General features: G+C 65.8%; 15 protein-coding genes. 10 read left to right on the top strand and 5 right to left on the bottom strand.

Annotated features, from left to right (window positions below; all coding sequences use genetic code 11):
• Window positions 1–130 precede the first annotated feature (130 nt).
• Together RSPPHO_RS09820 and RSPPHO_RS09815 are read left to right on the top strand one after the other, a co-directional pair.
• Window positions 131–619 (top strand): GNAT family N-acetyltransferase, encoded by a 489-nt coding sequence (locus tag RSPPHO_RS09820; protein ID WP_242390468.1) that lies wholly within the window; start codon window positions 131–133, stop codon window positions 617–619.
• The gene (locus RSPPHO_RS09815; protein ID WP_051013802.1) at window positions 616–1,077 is read left to right on the top strand and encodes an Rrf2 family transcriptional regulator; all 462 of its coding nucleotides are present in this window, start codon (window positions 616–618) and stop codon (window positions 1,075–1,077) included. The genes RSPPHO_RS09820 and RSPPHO_RS09815 overlap by 4 nt, the downstream gene beginning before the upstream one ends.
• Before the next feature lie 131 nt (window positions 1,078–1,208).
• Here the strand turns inward: RSPPHO_RS09815 and RSPPHO_RS09810 are convergent, their stop codons facing one another.
• Window positions 1,209–1,811 (bottom strand): LysE/ArgO family amino acid transporter, encoded by a 603-nt coding sequence (locus tag RSPPHO_RS09810; RefSeq protein ID WP_041794983.1) that lies wholly within the window; start codon window positions 1,809–1,811, stop codon window positions 1,209–1,211.
• A gap of 89 nt (window positions 1,812–1,900) precedes the next feature.
• Window positions 1,901–3,457, bottom strand: coding sequence for a CYTH and CHAD domain-containing protein (locus tag RSPPHO_RS09805; RefSeq protein ID WP_051013801.1), 1,557 nt, complete (start codon window positions 3,455–3,457; stop codon window positions 1,901–1,903).
• Between the two features lie 228 nt (window positions 3,458–3,685).
• Here RSPPHO_RS09805 and RSPPHO_RS17835 point away from each other — a divergent pair, with 228 nt between their 5' ends.
• The 4 genes from RSPPHO_RS17835 to RSPPHO_RS09785 all read left to right on the top strand — a co-directional run bounded on the left by RSPPHO_RS17835 (window position 3,686) and on the right by RSPPHO_RS09785 (window position 7,033).
• The gene (locus RSPPHO_RS17835) at window positions 3,686–5,521 is read left to right on the top strand and encodes a PAS domain-containing sensor histidine kinase (protein WP_051013800.1); all 1,836 of its coding nucleotides are present in this window, start codon (window positions 3,686–3,688) and stop codon (window positions 5,519–5,521) included.
• Between the two features lie 181 nt (window positions 5,522–5,702).
• Window positions 5,703–5,993: a YggT family protein gene (locus tag RSPPHO_RS09795; protein ID WP_014415086.1), complete on the top strand. Its 291-nt coding sequence runs from the start codon at window positions 5,703–5,705 to the stop codon at window positions 5,991–5,993.
• Between the two features lie 32 nt (window positions 5,994–6,025).
• Window positions 6,026–6,334, top strand: coding sequence for a DUF167 domain-containing protein (locus RSPPHO_RS09790; protein WP_041797075.1), 309 nt, complete (start codon window positions 6,026–6,028; stop codon window positions 6,332–6,334).
• Window positions 6,335–6,403: 69 nt separating this feature from the next.
• Window positions 6,404–7,033 carry a hypothetical protein gene (locus RSPPHO_RS09785; protein WP_041794981.1) on the top strand — a complete coding sequence of 210 codons (630 nt, stop codon included), beginning with the start codon at window positions 6,404–6,406 and terminating at the stop codon, window positions 7,031–7,033.
• Between the two features lie 56 nt (window positions 7,034–7,089).
• On the opposite strand, the gene RSPPHO_RS09780 is transcribed toward RSPPHO_RS09785, so the two are convergent.
• Window positions 7,090–8,139 carry a hypothetical protein gene (locus tag RSPPHO_RS09780; RefSeq protein ID WP_014415083.1) on the bottom strand — a complete coding sequence of 350 codons (1,050 nt, stop codon included), beginning with the start codon at window positions 8,137–8,139 and terminating at the stop codon, window positions 7,090–7,092.
• A gap of 265 nt (window positions 8,140–8,404) precedes the next feature.
• Here RSPPHO_RS09780 and RSPPHO_RS09775 point away from each other — a divergent pair, with 265 nt between their 5' ends.
• The 3 genes from RSPPHO_RS09775 to RSPPHO_RS09765 all read left to right on the top strand — a co-directional run bounded on the left by RSPPHO_RS09775 (window position 8,405) and on the right by RSPPHO_RS09765 (window position 13,943).
• Window positions 8,405–10,180 (top strand): ABC transporter ATP-binding protein, encoded by a 1,776-nt coding sequence (locus RSPPHO_RS09775; RefSeq protein ID WP_014415082.1) that lies wholly within the window; start codon window positions 8,405–8,407, stop codon window positions 10,178–10,180.
• Window positions 10,181–10,333: 153 nt separating this feature from the next.
• On the top strand, window positions 10,334–13,210 hold the full coding sequence (locus tag RSPPHO_RS09770) for an EAL domain-containing protein (protein ID WP_157879170.1): 2,877 nt from the start codon (window positions 10,334–10,336) through the stop codon (window positions 13,208–13,210).
• 19 nt (window positions 13,211–13,229) lie between these two features.
• Entirely contained in the window at window positions 13,230–13,943 is a 714-nt protein-coding gene (locus RSPPHO_RS09765) for a molecular chaperone DnaJ (RefSeq protein ID WP_041794978.1), read from the top strand.
• Between the two features lie 30 nt (window positions 13,944–13,973).
• On the opposite strand, the gene RSPPHO_RS09760 is transcribed toward RSPPHO_RS09765, so the two are convergent.
• Both RSPPHO_RS09760 and RSPPHO_RS09755 read right to left on the bottom strand, forming a co-directional pair.
• Window positions 13,974–14,420 carry an RrF2 family transcriptional regulator gene (locus RSPPHO_RS09760; RefSeq protein ID WP_014415079.1) on the bottom strand — a complete coding sequence of 149 codons (447 nt, stop codon included), beginning with the start codon at window positions 14,418–14,420 and terminating at the stop codon, window positions 13,974–13,976.
• Between the two features lie 81 nt (window positions 14,421–14,501).
• Window positions 14,502–15,434 carry an SDR family oxidoreductase gene (locus RSPPHO_RS09755; RefSeq protein ID WP_041794972.1) on the bottom strand — a complete coding sequence of 311 codons (933 nt, stop codon included), beginning with the start codon at window positions 15,432–15,434 and terminating at the stop codon, window positions 14,502–14,504.
• Between the two features lie 102 nt (window positions 15,435–15,536).
• Between RSPPHO_RS09755 and RSPPHO_RS19910 the strand changes: the two genes are divergently transcribed.
• Window positions 15,537–16,478, top strand: a complete 942-nt coding sequence (locus RSPPHO_RS19910; protein ID WP_157879169.1) for a lipid-binding SYLF domain-containing protein — start codon at window positions 15,537–15,539, stop codon at window positions 16,476–16,478.
• The last annotated feature ends 8 nt before the right edge of the window (window positions 16,479–16,486 follow it).

Here is a 16,486-nt window from a genome sequence, read left to right as displayed (position 1 = left end):
ACCAGCGCAATTCCGGGCACGACGCCTCGCGGCGTCGCCTTTTTCGCGCCCCACCGTGGGGGCGACCGGGCCTTTGTCCCGCACGGCGCCGGCGTGCCCCCCCCTCTTTGCCCCGTGGAGACAACGGCGCGTGGATACATCTGCCTATAAACGCATGGGGTCGGGTGGTACCCCGACCTTGACCATCCGCCCGGCGACGGCGGGGGACATCGAGCCGGTCGTGAGTCTCGATGCCCAGATTACCGCTGTTTCCAAACCCGAGTATTGGCGTGATCTTTTTGGGCGCTATGGCACCCAGGAGGCCGGCCGGCATTTCCTGGTCGCCATGCTCGACAACACCTTGGCCGGTTTTATCATCGGCGAGGTCCGCGCCTGGGAGTTCGGCTCGCCGCCGTGCGGCTGGGTTTTTGCACTGACCGTGGATCCCGAGGGCCGGCTGCGCGGCGTGGGCACCAACTTGTTCGAGGCCATCTGCGGGCGCTTTCGCGACGAAGGCGTGACCAAGATCCGCACGATGGTTTCCAAGAACGGCGACGCCAAGACCTTGATGTCTTTCTTTCGCAGCCAGGGCATGATGGCCGGGCCCTTCATCGAGTTGGAGAAGGACCTCGCCCCATGAAACTCCAGATGTCGACCCGCTACGCCTTGTATGCGGTGATGGAACTGGCGGCGCGCCCCGAGCAGCAGGTCTCGGCCGCCGAGATCGCCGAGAAATACGGCATCTCCTCCAATCACTTGGCGAAGGTGCTGCGGACCTTGGGCCGCGCCGGTCTGGTGGAGGCGGTGCGCGGCATGGGCGGGGGCTACCGGTTGGCCAGCGACGCCAAGCGAATTACCTTGCTCGACATCATCGCGCTGTTCGAGCCGATCGGCTCGAAAACCTCCGGGACCCGGGAAGCCGGGGACACCACGGCCGAGGGGCAGGCTTTGCGCCGCGTGCTGTGGGAGATTGAGGACATGGAGCGCGCGACCTTGGAGTCGATTTCGCTCACTACCATGCTGAAGCTGGTGCGGCCTGTCGAAGTGCTCGATCCGCCGCCGCCGCCGTTGCGCCGGCCTGGGGTGGTCGTCGCCTGACGACGTGAAAGCAAGGCTGGGGAGGCTGGCCTCCCCAGACCCCTCCGTTCCTGGGATATACCTCGCCCGATGGGCCTGCAGGACTGTGGGGTCTGAGGAGGCCAGCCTCCCCAGCCTTCCCTTTAGTTTTTTCACTCCAAAACCAGCAGCTTGATCGCAATGCTGGCCATAATAACGGCAATCACCGCCTCCAAGCCACGCCAGCACGCCGGCGAGGCCAGCCAGCGGCGCAGGAAGCGCGCCCCAAATCCCAGCGCAAAAAAGAACACAAACGACGCCGTGACCGCCCCGGCGCCAAACCACGGCTCGTCTCCGGGAAAACGGGTCGAGAGCGTACCCAGCAAAACCACGGTGTCGAGATAGACATGCGGGTTGAGCCAGGTCAGGGCGAGGCAGGTGGCCAGGGTTCGCCCCAGTGGCGCCGGCGTGTCGGACGCCAAAGCCAACGCCGCCGCCGGCCCGAGGGCGCGGCGCAGACTGAGCGCGCCATACCACAGCAAGAACGCCGCGCCGCCGTAACGCAGCACCGGATCCAGCCAGGGCAGACTTTGGATCAGGGTTTGGAAGCCGCCGACGCCCAGGGCAATCAGCAGGGCATCGGACAGGGCACAGGCCAGCACTACCGCCAGCACATGCTCGCCCCGCACCCCCTGGCGCAGGACGAAGGCGTTTTGGGCGCCGATGGCGACGATGAGGCTGAAGCCCATCGCCAAGCCGGTGAGATAGGAGTCCATGATGGAGGAGAGGGTCCTGATCGGGGGGAGGAAGACAAAAAATAAGGCTGGGGAGGCGGCGGCCGCCCCAGACCCCTTGGTTTTTGGGGTTAGTCGTCCCACGGGGGGGTGAGGCGGCGCACGGTGGCCCAGGTCTCGCGGGCTCGTAGGTCCACGCTGTCGCGTTGGCCTTCCAGCAGGCCGGCGATCCGCCCAGCGCCAAAGGCCAGCACCGGGTCGCCCGAGAGCAAAGCGAGGTGGCCCAGGCGATGGCGCGCCACGGCGGCATCGTTGGCCTGCCCCAAGGCCTCCTGGGCGTCCTTGAGGGCCCGCAGAGTGTCGCGCACCGGGCGCTCGGCATAGAGCGGGGCCAGGACCTCCAGGGCGTAGCGGATTTTTTTGATGCGCACCCGCAGGGCATGACGGGCCGGATCGGGCAAGGTGTCGAAGCCACGTCCGGCCCGACGCATGCGCCGCCAGCGCCGCTCCAAGGCCGCTTCGGCCAAAGCCCCCAGAGCCGGGGCGGACGGCAGCGGCCCCGGAGCGTCGAGCCAGTGCGACAGCCGCAAAATCAAGGTGGTGAAGCGCGGGCCGCACACCGCCGCTTGGGCCGCCGCGCGCAAGGCGTGTTGCTCGCGCCGGCCCTGCTCCAGCAAGGAGGCGAGACCGGGATCCCCCTCCAGACGGGCGGCCAGGGGGGGCAGGATCTCGGTCAGGAAAACATCCAGGTCGCGGGCTGGCCCCAACACCCCCATCACCCAGCGCAAGTCGGCGACCAGAGCGGCGGGGGCCGGACGGGCCGGGCCGAACAGGGTGAGCACCGAGCGCAGACGGCGCAGGGCGACCCGGGTTTGGTGGACGCCGGCCACCGCCTCGACCTCGTCATCGGACAAAAGACGGGGCGCCTGGGCCAAAAGCTGCCCCAGGGCGTTGGCGCCAATGCGCCGGGCCGCCTCGGCCGCGCCCAAGCCGGCGCCAAGAGGGCCGACCGGCGGCGGCGGCGGAGCCGGCACCCGGCGGGGCGGCTGGCCGGTGAGCAAGGCAGCACCGCGGTCGGCCTTGGTATGGGGCGACACGGTGAGGGGAGCCACCTCGCACAAGGCCAGGGCCAGGGGAAAGAGGCCGGAGGGCGGCCCGGCCTTGACCTCCAGTTCCACTTCCAGCAAGGGCTCGCAGCGCCCGCCGGCCCGGATTTCTCCCACGTCCAGGGCCAGTTCCACCAAGGTGGTACCTGACCTCACCGTTTTGAGGGTTCGCTGAAAATCGGTCACCACCAGGGGGAGCAGAGGGGCATCGGCGATCAAGGCCGTCACCGCCGCCGTGGGCGCACCCGGCGGCAAGCACGCGAGATCGGGGGTCTCGCCGCTGACCGGCCCCTCCCATTCGCCCCGCACGTGCACACCGGCCACGGCATGTCCCTGGGTTTTTATCGCCTGCCAGCGCTGGCCCTCTTCCTCTCGCACCCGCAGGGCATAGCCCGCCCGCCCCAGGGCCCCCGCCGGGGTGTCGAAATAGCGCGTCACCAAGCGTCGGGTGGCGACCGGCGCGTCGGGCTCAGGGGAAAACAGGGGGTGGGCAAGAAGGGCGGCAAGATAATCGGGGGGACAGCAAAGTTTCAGTTCTGTTTCAGTCGTGGCGGTCGTAGGGGAAGCAAGCGGGGCATCCATTGTCGGGCGGGGCTCCTGTTCTTCGGGCTGGGGGACAAAGAATTGTCCTGTCCCGGCCCAGGGACGATGACTTGTCACGCCCCCAGGATCAAGGGGTTGACGTCGATCGAGGTCGGAGGGAAAACGGCATATGGGACAAATTTCCCTTTTTCATCGCCCCAGGCCACCACGTCGCCGGGTGGGAGGAAGAGGGCGATGTTCCTGATCCCAGGGATAAGGATCCCCCCGATGGCTGACGACAAGGAGAGCGAGCGGGCCCGGCGTGCCGCGCTGGCCGTGCAGGGGACCGACCTTGAAATCTACTGGTTCAAGCCCGATGGCACCCTCCTGGATGCCAACCAAGCGGCCTGTCTGGCGACCGGCTATAGCGAAGCGGAACTCCGAGAGATCACGGTCTTTGACCTGGACCCGCGCTGCGCCCCGGATCGGTTGCATCAGGCCTTGGCCAAACTTACCCATGGACCGGTGGTGGTACTGGAAACCCTCCACCGCCGCAAGGATGGCAGCACCTATCCGGTAGACGTGACCCTGGTATGCCTCGACGCCAAGGAGGAACTGTACTGCGGCTTTGCCAAGGATGTTTCAGAGCGTCGCTTGGCGCATGACCAGATCTCCATGTACAAAGACATTCTGGACTTTGCGGGCGAGGCGATCTTCTGGGTCAATGAAGAGGGGCGCATCGTTTATGTCAACGAGGCTGCCTGTACCTTGTTGGGCTATGATCGCCTCGACCTGCTCGCCTTGAATGTGCGCGATCTCAACATCGCCATGACCCCGCAGATCTGGCGCGACCACTGGATGTCGATGAAAATCCGCCGGCGCGCTGTCTTTGAAATCTGCCTGCGCCGGGCCGATGGGCATGGGATCAATGTCGAGATCTCGTCCAATTTTTTCGTGGGCCCCATGGGCGAGGTCAGCGTGTCCTTCGTGCGCGATGTCACTGAGCGCAACGAAAACCTGCGCAAAATCAAGGAAACAGCCAACCTGCTAGGCGAGATCCAGAAAATCGCCGACATCGGTCACTACGAAGCCGATTTCATCAACGATATCATTCGGACTTCGGACTCGGTGCACAGCATGTTCGGCACGCCGGCCACCCCGTTCACCACCTTGGGGCGCTGGCTCGATCTGGTCCACCCCGAAGACCGCGAGGCCCTGCGCCACATGGTGGTGCACGAGGTCATAGAGCACGGCCGCCCCTTCGAGGCCCAGTATCGCATCATCCGCCCCTCGGACGGCCAAGTCCGCTGGATGTACAGCCGGGGTGAGGTGCTGCGCGATGCGACGGGCAAGCCCCAGCGCATGATCGGCCCCATCCAGGACATCACCGAGCGCAAGCAAGCTCAAGACCAGATCCAGCAGACCGTGGACGCCCTGACCCGCTCTAACGTTGAGTTGGAGCGCTTCGCCTATGTCGCCTCCCACGATCTGCAAGAGCCCATTCGCAACATCGTCGCCTACTCCCAACTTCTGGCCCAGCGCTACCGGGGGCGTCTGGATGCCGACGCCGACGAGTTCCTGGGCTATATCGTGGGCGGCGCGAAACGCATGCACGCGCTGGTACTCGACCTCCTGGCCTACTCCCGGCTGTCGGCGGCCGGGCAGCCGTTTCGCATGGTCAACCTAGGGCGGGTGGTCAACGCCGTGTGCGATGATCTGCGCATGGCGATTCGCGACAGCGGCGCGCGCATCACCACCGGCCCCCTGCCCTTGGTGTATGGCGACGAGATCCAATTGGTGGCCCTGTTCCAAAACCTGATCGGCAACGCCATCAAGTTTCGCCGCCCCGACACCCTCCCCGCCATTTACGTGGGCGCCCAGCGCGAGGAACGGGCCTGGGTTCTGGAGGTGATCGACAACGGTATTGGCATGGACCCGGCCTTCCTCGACAAGATTTTCGTGATCTTCAAGCGCCTGCATACGGCCCAAGCCTATCCCGGCACCGGGATCGGGTTGGCGGTGGCCAAGCGCATCGTCGAGCGGCACGGCGGGGCCATCTCGGTGGAGAGCACCCCCGGCCAGGGCAGCCGCTTTTGCGTGACCTTGCCCGATCCAGTGACGTGAAGGGAGGCCCCCAGGATCGGAGGGGCCGGGAGAGGCAAGCCTCCCCAGCCTGCCTTTTTTCCAGCCCCCCCCGATTGCCCTGTTGGACAAAGAAGGCGCCCTTGCGTCACTCCTTGGGCCAGATTATGGTCGCCCTGCCTTTTTTGCATTTATCCCGTGACCTCAACCGGAACCCGCGCTCATGGAAATCGTTCTTTTTGCTTTGCTCCAGGCCATCTCCTTCCTGATTGTCACGTATATCTGGACCCTGATCGCCGCCGCCGTGCTGAGTTGGCTGACGGCCTTCAATATCGTCAAGGCAACCAACCCGACCGTGGTGTCCTTCATCCGCTTCCTGGATCTGCTGACCGAGCCGGTCTTGCGTCCCCTGCGGCGCGTGCTGCCCACCATCGGCCCCGTGGACCTGTCGCCGATGGTGGTCATCTTGGTTCTGGTGGTGGTCGAGAGCTTGATCCAGGCCATTTTGCGGTGATCCCCCCCGCCTCCGGCGCGCTTCCGTGGAGCGTGCACGAGGACGGTGTGTGGATCGCGGTTCGCGTGACGCCCAAGGCCCGCCGGGTCGGCGTCACCGGACTGGCCCGCGAGGCCGACGGGACCCTGGTGCTCAAAGCCGGGGTCTCGGCACCGCCGGAAGACGGCAAGGCCAACGCCGCCCTGGTGGAGCTGTTGGCCAAGAGTTGGGGTGTCCCCAAACGCGATGTCACGGTCATTCAGGGGCTGACGGATCGCCGCAAGGTCGTGCGTCTGGCCGGGGCGGTGCCGCAGGTGCTTGAGCGGCTGGGGCCCTGGTTCGAGGCGCTACCGCGCCTGTGAGAGACAGTGCGTTGGCAGAAGAAAAGGCCGGGGAGGCGGGGCCTCCCCCAGACCCCTCCTGTCACAGGCATGATCCTGCGGGAGCGTCCGGGGATTGCCACCGTGCTGGTCGCGGTGCTTTTGGTCGGCCTGGGGGCTCTCCTGGCGGTGCCGGGGTCCCGGCCGTTTCACGCGTTGGAGCGCCAGCGTCAGGCCCAGCAGCGCCTTGCCGCCGCCGAGCGGGCGCTGGTGGCGTTTGCCGTGCGCGAAGGGCGCCTGCCGCGTCCGGCCACGCCGGGCCGCCGCGACGAAGGGCCCGAAGGCACGACGGCCGTCCTGGTTGGGGTCCTGCCCCTTGATGCCCTGGATCCCGTTGAGGGCGTTGATCCCTGGGGCCGCACCCTGACCTATGCCGTAACGGCGGCCTTGACCCGGCCGGGCGCCTGGAGTGCCGGGACGTCGGGTCTGTTAGCGGTGGAAAGCGATCACGCCCCGCCTCGCACCACCTTGGATTGGGTTTTGGTCAGTCACGGCGCCAATGGGCACGGTGCTTGGCGCCCCCCTGGCCCCCGCGACCCCCTGCCGGACGGCCCACTCGAACGCGACAACCTGGGCCAAGCCCCAGATGCGGACCCTGCCCACTTTCAGGAGCGGCGCCACGACCGAGGACAAGCGGAAGGATTTGACGATGTCCTGCGGGCCGGCACCCTGCCCCGCTGAAGGAAGGCGCGAGGGGTCTGGGGAGCCCCCGGCTCCCCGGCCTTTTTGCCGTGGCGTTAGCCGAGGGCGGCCAGCATGGGGGCGCTGTCTTCGATGCGCTTGATGTTGTCGAGGCCCTGGCGCATTTCGCTCATGATGAACTCGGCGCGCTTGATGGGCCCGCCCGAATTTTGCTTGGGGAACAGACGGATCCAAGCGTTCATCTTCACGGTCAAGCCGCACAGAACGCCTCCGATGGTGGTGTGATACGCCTCGATCAAGGCCTTGACCTTGTGGAAGCGCTCGGCGGTCAGGTCGTCCCACATGGACTTGGTAGAGCGGTCGAAATTCTCGAAGCGGCCGGTGATCCCCGCCGACAGCTCGTTCATGGTGCTTTCCATCATCGACAGGGTGTTGAGCAGATTGGGGTCCTGGCGAAGCTGGTAGTTATTACGCAACTGGTACATTGAGCTGATAAAGTTCTCGAGCAACGGCGCCAGCAGGTCAAGGCAGTTGCGGTAGTAGGAAAGGGAAAGAAAGATATCGCCATAGTCCTCCAGGAATTTTGGCACTTCCTGAATGGTAATGCCTAACTTGTCGGCCATTTGCTGGAGGCGCTGCTTGGCTTTTTTGATGTCAGGATCGCGAAACAGCTTCACCACGTCATCGAAGCTATTGATGACCAAGTTGTCGTCCCCATAGATTTGCATGATCAGGGGATAGGTGAACTTGGTCATGTAGCTGGTGAGCTGCTGGCTCTTTTCCTCGGAGAGCTTGAGGGCTTCCTGATTGCTGATGGGAATCCCCGCTTCGCGCAGGAGAATACGCAGCGAGTAAACATCGTAGCTTTCCAGGGCGCCTAGCTTGGAGAGCATGATCATGTCGGGATGAACGCCCTGCTCCGGGTCCCAGCCGAAGAGTTTGGGCAAATCCCGAATCTCGATCTGGCCACTGCCCGTCTCGATATCGCCGAACATTTCGATCACGCTGCGCAGGCGCGCGTTTTTGATCATGCGCGCGCGCCTCAGGGCGGGCGTTTCCAGCGGAATGATATCCAAAGGCAGCGCAAAGAGGGAATCCATGTCGCTGTCTTCGATCGGATTCAGCTTACGTTCTTCGACGATCATGTCGGAGTATCCATGTCAAGGGCAGGTCATGACTTTAACCAAACGTCGAGCTTCTGTCTTGGGCAAAACAGGGCCTTGCCAAGAAACCGCAGAGAACGGGGCTCCGCGGTCGGTGATAGCAAAAAAAGACAGGCCGGGGAGGCAGGGCCTCCCCAGACCCCTCGCGTCCTCTCGCGGGCTGCTCAGGACGCCGGGGCCTGGGTGGACGTGATGCCTGGGCGCTGGTAAGGTCCGGTCCTTTCCTCTCGCCAAGGAAGACCCGCCCGTGGTTTTCGACCGCCTTGTTTCCCCTTCGTCGGCTGCGTTGCTTGCGCGTCTTGCGCGAGATTTTGTAAAACCCCGGAGCGTCCTGATCGCCTGGGCGGTGGCTTGGATGCTGGTGCTGGCCGGCGCCACGGTCTTTGTCGCTCACATGCTGGAGCCGGCCATCGACGGGGTGGTCAAGGGCGGCGAGCCCAACGCCTTGTGGGGCATCGGGCTCACCATTGTGGGCGCGTTTGTCGTCAAGGCCGTTTCCAATTACTTTGCCACCGTTTTGGTGGCGCGCGCTGGTCTCGAGGCGGTGGCGGACGCGCGACGCCGTCTCTACGCGCATCTTGCCGGTCTGGATCTCGGTTTTTTTCAGGCTCACCCGGTTCCCAGCCTCGCAGCCCGCTTTACTGTGGATCTTTTTCAACTGCGCTATGCGGTATCGGACGGGCTGACCAGCCTGGGGCGTGATCTGATGACCTTGGTGGGGCTGGTCGCCTACACCTTCTGGCTCGATCCGGTGATGGCGGCCCTCGCTTATGGGGCGCTGCCGCTGGCCATCGTGCCGATTGGCCGGCTGGGCCGGCGGGTGCGCCGGGCGGCGGGGCGGACCCAGGCCGAACTGGGCCGGCTCAACGCCCGCCTGACCGAGACGCTGCGCGGCATTCGCATGGTCAAGCTCTATGGCGCCGAGGCTGTCGAGCGCGAGCGGGTGCACGGCCTGATTGGCACCGTGCGCAAACTGACCTTCCGCGCCGAGCGCACCCGGGCTCTGGTGACGCCGATCATGGAATTGTTCGTGGGCATCGCGGCCGGCGCGGCGGTGCTCTATGGCGGCGAGCAAGTGTTGGCGGGCCGGGTCAGTGCCGGCGCGCTGGCCTCGTTCCTGGGCGCCTTGATGCTGGCCTATCAGCCGGCCAAGCGGCTCGCCAACCTGCACACCTCGTTGCAAGAGGGGCTGGCGGCGGCCGAGCGGCTTTATGAGATTTTGGACCGGGCCCCCCTGGTGCAAGAGGCGCCCGAGGCCCGCCCGCTGGTTCCGGGATCCGGGACCGTGCGCCTGGAGACGGTCTCGTTTTCCTATCCGGCGCGCGGCGAGGCGGGCGGGCCGGCCGCGTTGGACGACGTCTCCTTGACCCTGGCGCCGGGGCAGGTGGTGGCCCTGGTCGGCCCCTCGGGAGCGGGCAAATCGACGGTGCTCACCCTCATCGCCCGCTTTTATGACCCAAGCGCCGGGCGGGTACTGGTGGATGACCAGGATGTGCGCACCGTCACCTTGGCCTCGCTGTGGGAGCGCCTAGCCCTGGTGGGGCAAGACGTGGTGTTGTTTGACGACACGGTGCGCGCCAACATCGCCTATGGCCGACCCGATGTGCCCCTGGCGGCGATTGAAGCGGCGGCGCGTCAGGCGGGCGCCCACGACTTCATCATGGACCTGCCCCAGGGCTACGACACGCCGCTGGGCGAGCGTGGGGCCCGGCTGTCCGGGGGGCAGCGCCAGCGGTTGTCGATCGCGCGCGCGTTCCTCAAGGACGCCCCCATCCTCCTGCTCGACGAACCGACCTCGGCCCTGGACGCAGCCTCCGAACAGGTGGTGCAGGAGGCCCTGGCCCGCCTGACCCAGGGCCGCGCCACCTTGATCATTGCCCATCGCCTGGAAACCATCGCCCACGCTGACCGGATCCTTGTGATGCAAGACGGGCGGATCGTCGAACAGGGATCCCACACCGATCTCGCCGCCCGTGGTGGCCTCTATACCCGCCTGCTCACCGCCACCCGCACCGGCGCTTAGGGAGGAAGGGGGCTGGGGAGGTTCGGCTCCCTCGCCTTCTTCTCTCCCCCTAACCCCTGGTTTCCGGTGTAAAAAGACGAAATGCCCCGGAAAAAGCCGTCGCCTCGCTCGGGGGCTTGGCCTATCTTGGGCACGAGGGAAAAGACGCGGGGGATGTCATCCGTGAGAGTTGGTCTGGTGGACGGCGAGCAAGTCTGGGCAGCGGCCGCCGAGGCCGTGCCAGAGGGCCTTTTGGTTCTTGATGACACCGCGCGCATCGTGGTCTTCAATCAAGCTGCCGAGCGTTTGTTCGGTCGCCCCCGCGCCAGTGTCCTGGGGCAAGGCTTGGCCACCGTGCTGGGGGATAAGACCCCCTCCCTGACCGCGCTGGTGGGACGTGATCCTGCCCAGTTGATCCCGGGCCAGCCCAGCGACAAACGCTATTTTAGCGTACATGGCATCGACGACACCCTCCTGACCCTGGAAATGACCTTCAGCGTCCTCGACCTTGACGGTCGGCGCCACGTGGTGGCCCTGGCGCGCGAGGCTCCTTTGCTGCCCAGCGGGCCCGACACGTGGCTGGAAACCGAGGAACGCCTGGGGAACTTTGCCTCCAACATGCCGGGTATTGTTTTTCAGCGGGTCATGCGCCCGGATGGCACCTTGTATTACCCTTTTTTTTCCACAGGGCTCGTGGACATCTTGGGTTTCCAGCCCGAGGAAATGACCCTGGCCCGCGACGGCTGCCTGGATGCCATCCACTGGGCCGACCGCGAGACGTATCTGGAGACCTTGCGCCGCTCGGCCGCCACCTTGACCCAATGCAGCGAGGAGTTCAGGGCCATTGCCCGCTCCGGCGAGGTCAAATGGCTGTCTGGCACCGCCCAACCCCAGGTCATGCCCAACGGTGACGTGCTGTGGGACGGCGTGCTGATCGACATCACCGACCGCAAGCGGGCCGAGTTATGGCTTGAGATGATCATGAACCATGCCGCCGATGGGATCGTGACCATCAGCGAGGATGGCCTGATCGAGTCGGCCAACGCCGCCGCCGGGTCGGTTTTCGGTACCCCGGCCGCGGAGCTGATCGGGCGCTCGGTGGGGATCCTCATGGCCGACACCGAGCCGGCCTGGAGCGAGAGCCTCTTGCAGCGCTACGTCCTGACCGGCGAGGGGTCCTTGATCGGCGCCGGCCCGCGCGAGCTGCGAGGCCAGCGTCGCGATGGCAGCGTGTTCCCTCTGGAAATGGCGCTTTCCGAAGTCCTGACCGAGGGACGGCGCATTTTCATTGCGGTCATTCGCGACATCACCCAGCGCAAGGAAACAGAAAACGCCCTGATTGCCACCCAGGAACGCTTGCAAAACATTGCCGACAACGTTCCCGGTCTGGTGTTTCAGCGCTTGCTGACCCCCGAGGGCGAGCTGCGTTTTTTGTATCTTAGTAATGGGGCGCGCGAAGTACTGGGCTTCGAGCCACAGGAACTGTTGGAAGATGGCCGCTTGTTGCTCGACGCCATGGCGCCCGACGATCGCGAGGTGTTCTTGGAGGCGCTCAAGCAGTCGGCGACGCGTCTGGAGCCCATGGAAGATGATATCAAGGTCCTGAGCCGCACCGGCGAAGAGCGCTGGTTACGGGGCTGGTCCCGGCCCTACCGCCTGCCCGATGGCGCCGTGGTGTGGGAAGGTGTCAGTCTTGACGTCACCGACCGCAAGCGGGCCGAGGGTCGGCTCACCTTCCTCGCCTATTATGATCCCTTGACCGGCCTGGGCAACCGCTCGCTCTTCGTCGAGCGCTTCGAACGTGCCCGGCTTTTTGCCCAGAACATGGGCACCTCGGTGGCCGTGCTGTCGCTTGGCCTCGACCGCTTCAGCATCATCAACGCCACCATCGGTCACACCATGGGTGACAAGGTGCTGATCGCCGTGGCGCGCCGCTTGCAACAGGGGCTTGATGCCGGGGCCATTGTCTGTCGCGCCGGCGGCGATCGCTTCTTGGTGCTGCTGACCGGCATTGGCGCCCTGGCCGATCTCCACGAGGCTGTGGAGAACATTCAAGCCTCGTTTGAGACCCCAATCGAGGTCGGCGGCCAGCAGTTTGATCTGACCGTGTCCATCGGCGCCGCTGTCCACCCCCGCGACGGCCAAGAGGCCGAAACCCTGATCATGCACGCCGACGCCGCCTTACACCGCGCCAAGGAAGACGGGGGGCGCGGCTTCTTGCTCTTTACCGAGGAAATGGGCACCCGCGCCGCCAAGCTGATGACCATGCAGCACAAGCTGCGCCGCGCCCTCGACCGCCAGGAATTCGTCGCCTTTTTCCAGGCCCAGGTCGATGTCGCCTCCGGGGAAATCATCGGCTGCGAGGCCCTGGCCCGCTGGAACAGTCCCGACGACGGGATGGTCTCCCCCGGCGTGTTCATTCCGGTGGCCGAGGAATGCGGCCTGATCGACGCGATCTGCTTGCACATCCTCACCGACTCCTGCCGCTGGCTGGCCGAGTGGAGCAAGCGCGGCCTGCCCGAGATCCCGGTCGCCGTCAACATTTCCGGCCGGCAGTTCCACAACTCCCGCCAACTCCTGACCATCGTCGATCAAACCCTGGCCGAAACCAGCGTGCGCCCCAGCCTGCTGGAGTTGGAACTGACCGAAAGTTCGGCCATGAACGATCCCGAGAACGCCATCAACGTGGTGCGCATGTTCCGCGACCGCGGCGTCTCGTGCTCTATCGACGACTTCGGCACCGGCTATTCCTCACTGTCGGTGCTCAAGCGCTTCCCCATCCGCAAGCTCAAGATCGACCGCAGCTTTATCATGGACGTGACCAAGGACCCGAACGACGCGGCCATCGTCCAGGCCATTGTCGCCCTCGCCCATGCCCTCAAGCTCAAGGTGGTGGCTGAGGGGGTCGAAACCCTGGAACAACTGGCCTTCCTGCGCTCCATCAAGTGCGATGCGATCCAGGGCTACTTGTTCTCGCGGCCCCTGCCCGGCGAGGCCATGGCCGACCTGCTGGCGCGCGGCAAGCCCCATCCGCAGCCCGTTGTGTCCTAGGGCGGGTGTCGGCACGACCATGGCAGCCGAGGTCAAGCATTCCTACACGATTCCCTGCCCCTCGACCTTTCGCGACGCGGCCCTGGCCCTGGCCGACCAGCGTCGCGTCAACGTGGCCGACTTGGCCCGCTCGGTCATGCTGGTGGTGCCGGCCCCCGAGATCGAGGCGTTTCCCGATCCCGGGGAGCCGCCGCCTGGCGATCGGGAAATCGTTGTGCTCAAGTCCGGGCCATCAGCCGGGCGCCCCTGGCGGCGCAAGCCTCGGCTCCAAGTCCGCATGGCCACCGGCTACACCGTGCCGTTCGTGCGCCAAGCCCTGGCGATTGCCTTGGCCCTGGCTACCGGCGATGTCGTGGTCTCCGTTGGCAATGGCGCCCCTTTGGAGCGCCCTCCCCCGCCGCCCCGGCCCGACCCGGCCCTGGTCGCCGAGATCGAACTCCTGCGCACCGAGGTCGAGGTCCTGCGCCGCGAACGGGACAAACTGGCCAGCATGGTGCCGCTGCTGGTCGGCGACCCTTTGCCCGGCGGCGTCGGCACCCGCCAGGACGCCCTCTATGTCATGGGCTTCGCCCCGGGGTCGTGGCCGGACGCCGCGCAGGTCCGCAGCCGCTTTCGCCACCTCGCCACCATCCTCCACCCCGACAGCGGACTGGGCGATCACGACCGGATGAGCCAGTTAAACCAAGCCATGAGCGTGTTGCGCGAGCAGGGGGAGCGCCCCCGCGTCACCTGATCTGACGGCCGTTCCTCGGTTGCGGATTTCTTAGATATAATAAACGAAGTCGTGCGTTTCGCCGCGGCGGGCGAGGAGGCCGGTCAAGGTGGTATTGTCGAGGATCTCGGCCATGGCGTCGCGCACGTCGAGCATCAGGGCGCGGATGGCGCAGGCCTGAACGTCGCCGCAGTCGTCGCAGGGGCGAAAGGCGGTGCGGCTGGCGCAGGGGATGGGGGCGATCGGGCCATCCAGCACGCGGATCACGGTGCCGATCATGATCTCATCGGGATTTTTGGCGAGAAAATATCCGCCACCGCGTCCCTTCTTGCTGCCAACCAGCCCGGCGTTGCGCAGTTCCAGCAAAATGGCATCAAGAAATTTCTTGGAGATTTCTTCTTTTTCCGCGATCTCGGCGATGAGCACGGGACCTTGGGCCGCGTTGTCGGCCAGGTACATCAGGGCCTTAAGGCCATATTTGGCTTTGTTGCTGAGCATGAGGGCTTCCCAGGAGAAGAAGCCCTTTCATGGCCCAAATTACCTATAATGTCAATAGCAATTATAGACAAAAGCCGCGCGTCACAAACACTCTGGCGTGCGCAGCGGCGGCGGCCCCGGCGGCACCCCCCCGGTTTCCTCGCGCAAGATCGCCTCCAGCCCCTGACGGAACGTGGGATACAGCAAGCGCAGGCGTAAGTCATCCCAAAGGCGTTCGTTTTGTACCCGGCGATGATCGGCCCAGAAACTCAGGGCCATGGGCGACAAGGAGGGGGCCACGCTCTCGAAGGGCTCGGCCGGCAGGAGCGGGCGGCCCAGGAGTTGGCAGGCATAATCCAGCACTTCGGAGGGCTCGCAAGGCTCGTCGTCGCACAGATTGTAAATCGCCCCGGGGTCGCCATCAGCCATGCTCGCGCGCACAATCAGGCCGATGTCATCGACGTGGATGCGCGAAAAGACGTGGCCGGGGCGGGTGAGGCGCCGGGCGCTGCCAGCGCGCAACTGGTCGAAAACCGAACGGCCCGGGCCATAGATGCCGGCCAGCCGCAGAACATGAACGGGCACGTCGGCCTCGCGCCAGAGATCAAGCCACGCCTCCTCGGCGGCCACGCGCCAGCGGCTGCGCTCCTGGGTGGGACGGGGCGGGGAGCCCTCATCGACCCAGCCGCCACCCGTGTCGCCATAGACCCCGGTGGTGGAAAAATAGCCGACCCATTCCGGGCGCTGCTTAACCAGGGCATGGGCATGGTGACGCAATACGGGATCGCCCTGGGCGTCGGGGGGCACCGAGATCAACACATGGGTGACGCCGTCCCACGCCTCGTCGGGCAGAGGCGCTTGGCCGTCGAACCGCCACAGGCGCGCCCCGGGCAGGACCTGGGCGCGGGCGGCTTGCATGTCGGACGAGCGCGAGGTTCCGCTGACCCGCCAGCCGTCGCGCAACAGTCCTCGGGCCAGACGGGTGGCCGCGTAGCCCAGACCAAAACACAACACATGACCCGGAAATGCTGTCATTGTCTCATCCTCTTCGTCCCTGGCGGGACGCTTGCACCCTGTGCCGCGACGGGCGACTGTAGCCACGCAAGCCTGTGGACAGCAAGAGAGCAGAGGTCAGCCATGCGATTGGTCGTTTTTTCCTGCCGCCTCCTGTTGGGTCTGATGCTGGCCCTGCCGGGGGGGAGGGCATGGAGCCAGTCCCAAGGACCGATTCCCCTCGTCGGGTCGGGCGGATCCCCGGCCTATGGCCAGGAGTTCGGTACCGCCCCGGCGCCGGCGTCCGAGGCCCTGCCCGAGCGGGAAGTGGGGCGGGCGCCGACGCCCTTGACCCCCGAGCCGGCCGGCGACGGCGCAACAACCAGCGGCAGCTTCTCCTATTCGACCGACACCCCAGCGGCGGCGCCGCGTGCCACCGAGGCCCCAGGAACCGGCGCCCCCCTGTCATCGGCCGCGCAGGAGGAAGCGCAGGCCCTGATGAGTGCCGCACAAGCCACTATCGAACGCCTGACCCGCGACAGCGGCTTTCAAGACACCCTCAAGGACTTGCTGCGCCGGGCCCGCGGTGTGCTGATCGTTCCGGCCTTTTACAAGGCGGGCTTTTTCCTGGGGGCGGCCTACGGCAACGGGGTTCTCATGGCCCGCCTGCCCGATGGCTCGTTATCGGACCCGGCGTTCTACCGGCTGACGGCCGGGTCGTTTGGCTTTCAGATCGGCATGCAGAGCAACGAGATCGTCATGGTCTTGATGACCGAGGCCGGCTTGCGCGCCGTCATGGAAGACCGCTTCAAGGGCGGCGCCACGGCCAGCGCTACGTTTTTCCTGATTGGCGGCGGGGCCGATGCCTCGACCACCACGGCGCTGGGGCAGGACATTTATGCCTTTTCCCATTCGGTGGGCCTGTTTGGCGGGGCCGGCCTGGAGGGAACGGCGATCGAGCCGCGCCCGGTGTGGAACGAGGCGGTGTACGGCGGAGGCGCCACCCCGGCGGCGATCGTGCTGCAAGGCGTGGCCCGGACCCCCCGGGCGGCGGCGCTGCGCCAAGCCGTGCCGGGGTTCCCGTGAGCGCCTTG

Source organism: Pararhodospirillum photometricum DSM 122, from assembly GCF_000284415.1.
Lineage (GTDB): Bacteria > Pseudomonadota > Alphaproteobacteria > Rhodospirillales > Rhodospirillaceae > Pararhodospirillum > Pararhodospirillum photometricum.
This window is presented reverse-complemented; position numbering and strand designations above follow the sequence as displayed.

Excerpts from the sequence above, each read along its gene's own strand:
- RSPPHO_RS09815 (WP_051013802.1), top strand. The coding sequence starts at position 616 with ATGAAACTCCAGATGTCGACCCGCTACGCCTTGTATGCGGTGATGGAA.
- RSPPHO_RS09810 (WP_041794983.1), bottom strand. The coding sequence starts at position 1,811 with ATGGACTCCTATCTCACCGGCTTGGCGATGGGCTTCAGCCTCATCGTC.
- RSPPHO_RS09805 (WP_051013801.1), bottom strand. The coding sequence starts at position 3,457 with ATGGATGCCCCGCTTGCTTCCCCTACGACCGCCACGACTGAAACAGAA.
- RSPPHO_RS17835 (WP_051013800.1), top strand. The coding sequence starts at position 3,686 with ATGGCTGACGACAAGGAGAGCGAGCGGGCCCGGCGTGCCGCGCTGGCC.
- RSPPHO_RS09795 (WP_014415086.1), top strand. The coding sequence starts at position 5,703 with ATGGAAATCGTTCTTTTTGCTTTGCTCCAGGCCATCTCCTTCCTGATT.
- RSPPHO_RS09785 (WP_041794981.1), top strand. The coding sequence starts at position 6,404 with ATGATCCTGCGGGAGCGTCCGGGGATTGCCACCGTGCTGGTCGCGGTG.
- RSPPHO_RS09780 (WP_014415083.1), bottom strand. The coding sequence starts at position 8,139 with ATGATCGTCGAAGAACGTAAGCTGAATCCGATCGAAGACAGCGACATG.
- RSPPHO_RS09770 (WP_157879170.1), top strand. The coding sequence starts at position 10,334 with ATGTCATCCGTGAGAGTTGGTCTGGTGGACGGCGAGCAAGTCTGGGCA.
- RSPPHO_RS09765 (WP_041794978.1), top strand. The coding sequence starts at position 13,230 with ATGGCAGCCGAGGTCAAGCATTCCTACACGATTCCCTGCCCCTCGACC.
- RSPPHO_RS09760 (WP_014415079.1), bottom strand. The coding sequence starts at position 14,420 with ATGCTCAGCAACAAAGCCAAATATGGCCTTAAGGCCCTGATGTACCTG.
- RSPPHO_RS09755 (WP_041794972.1), bottom strand. The coding sequence starts at position 15,434 with ATGACAGCATTTCCGGGTCATGTGTTGTGTTTTGGTCTGGGCTACGCG.
- RSPPHO_RS19910 (WP_157879169.1), top strand. The coding sequence starts at position 15,537 with ATGCGATTGGTCGTTTTTTCCTGCCGCCTCCTGTTGGGTCTGATGCTG.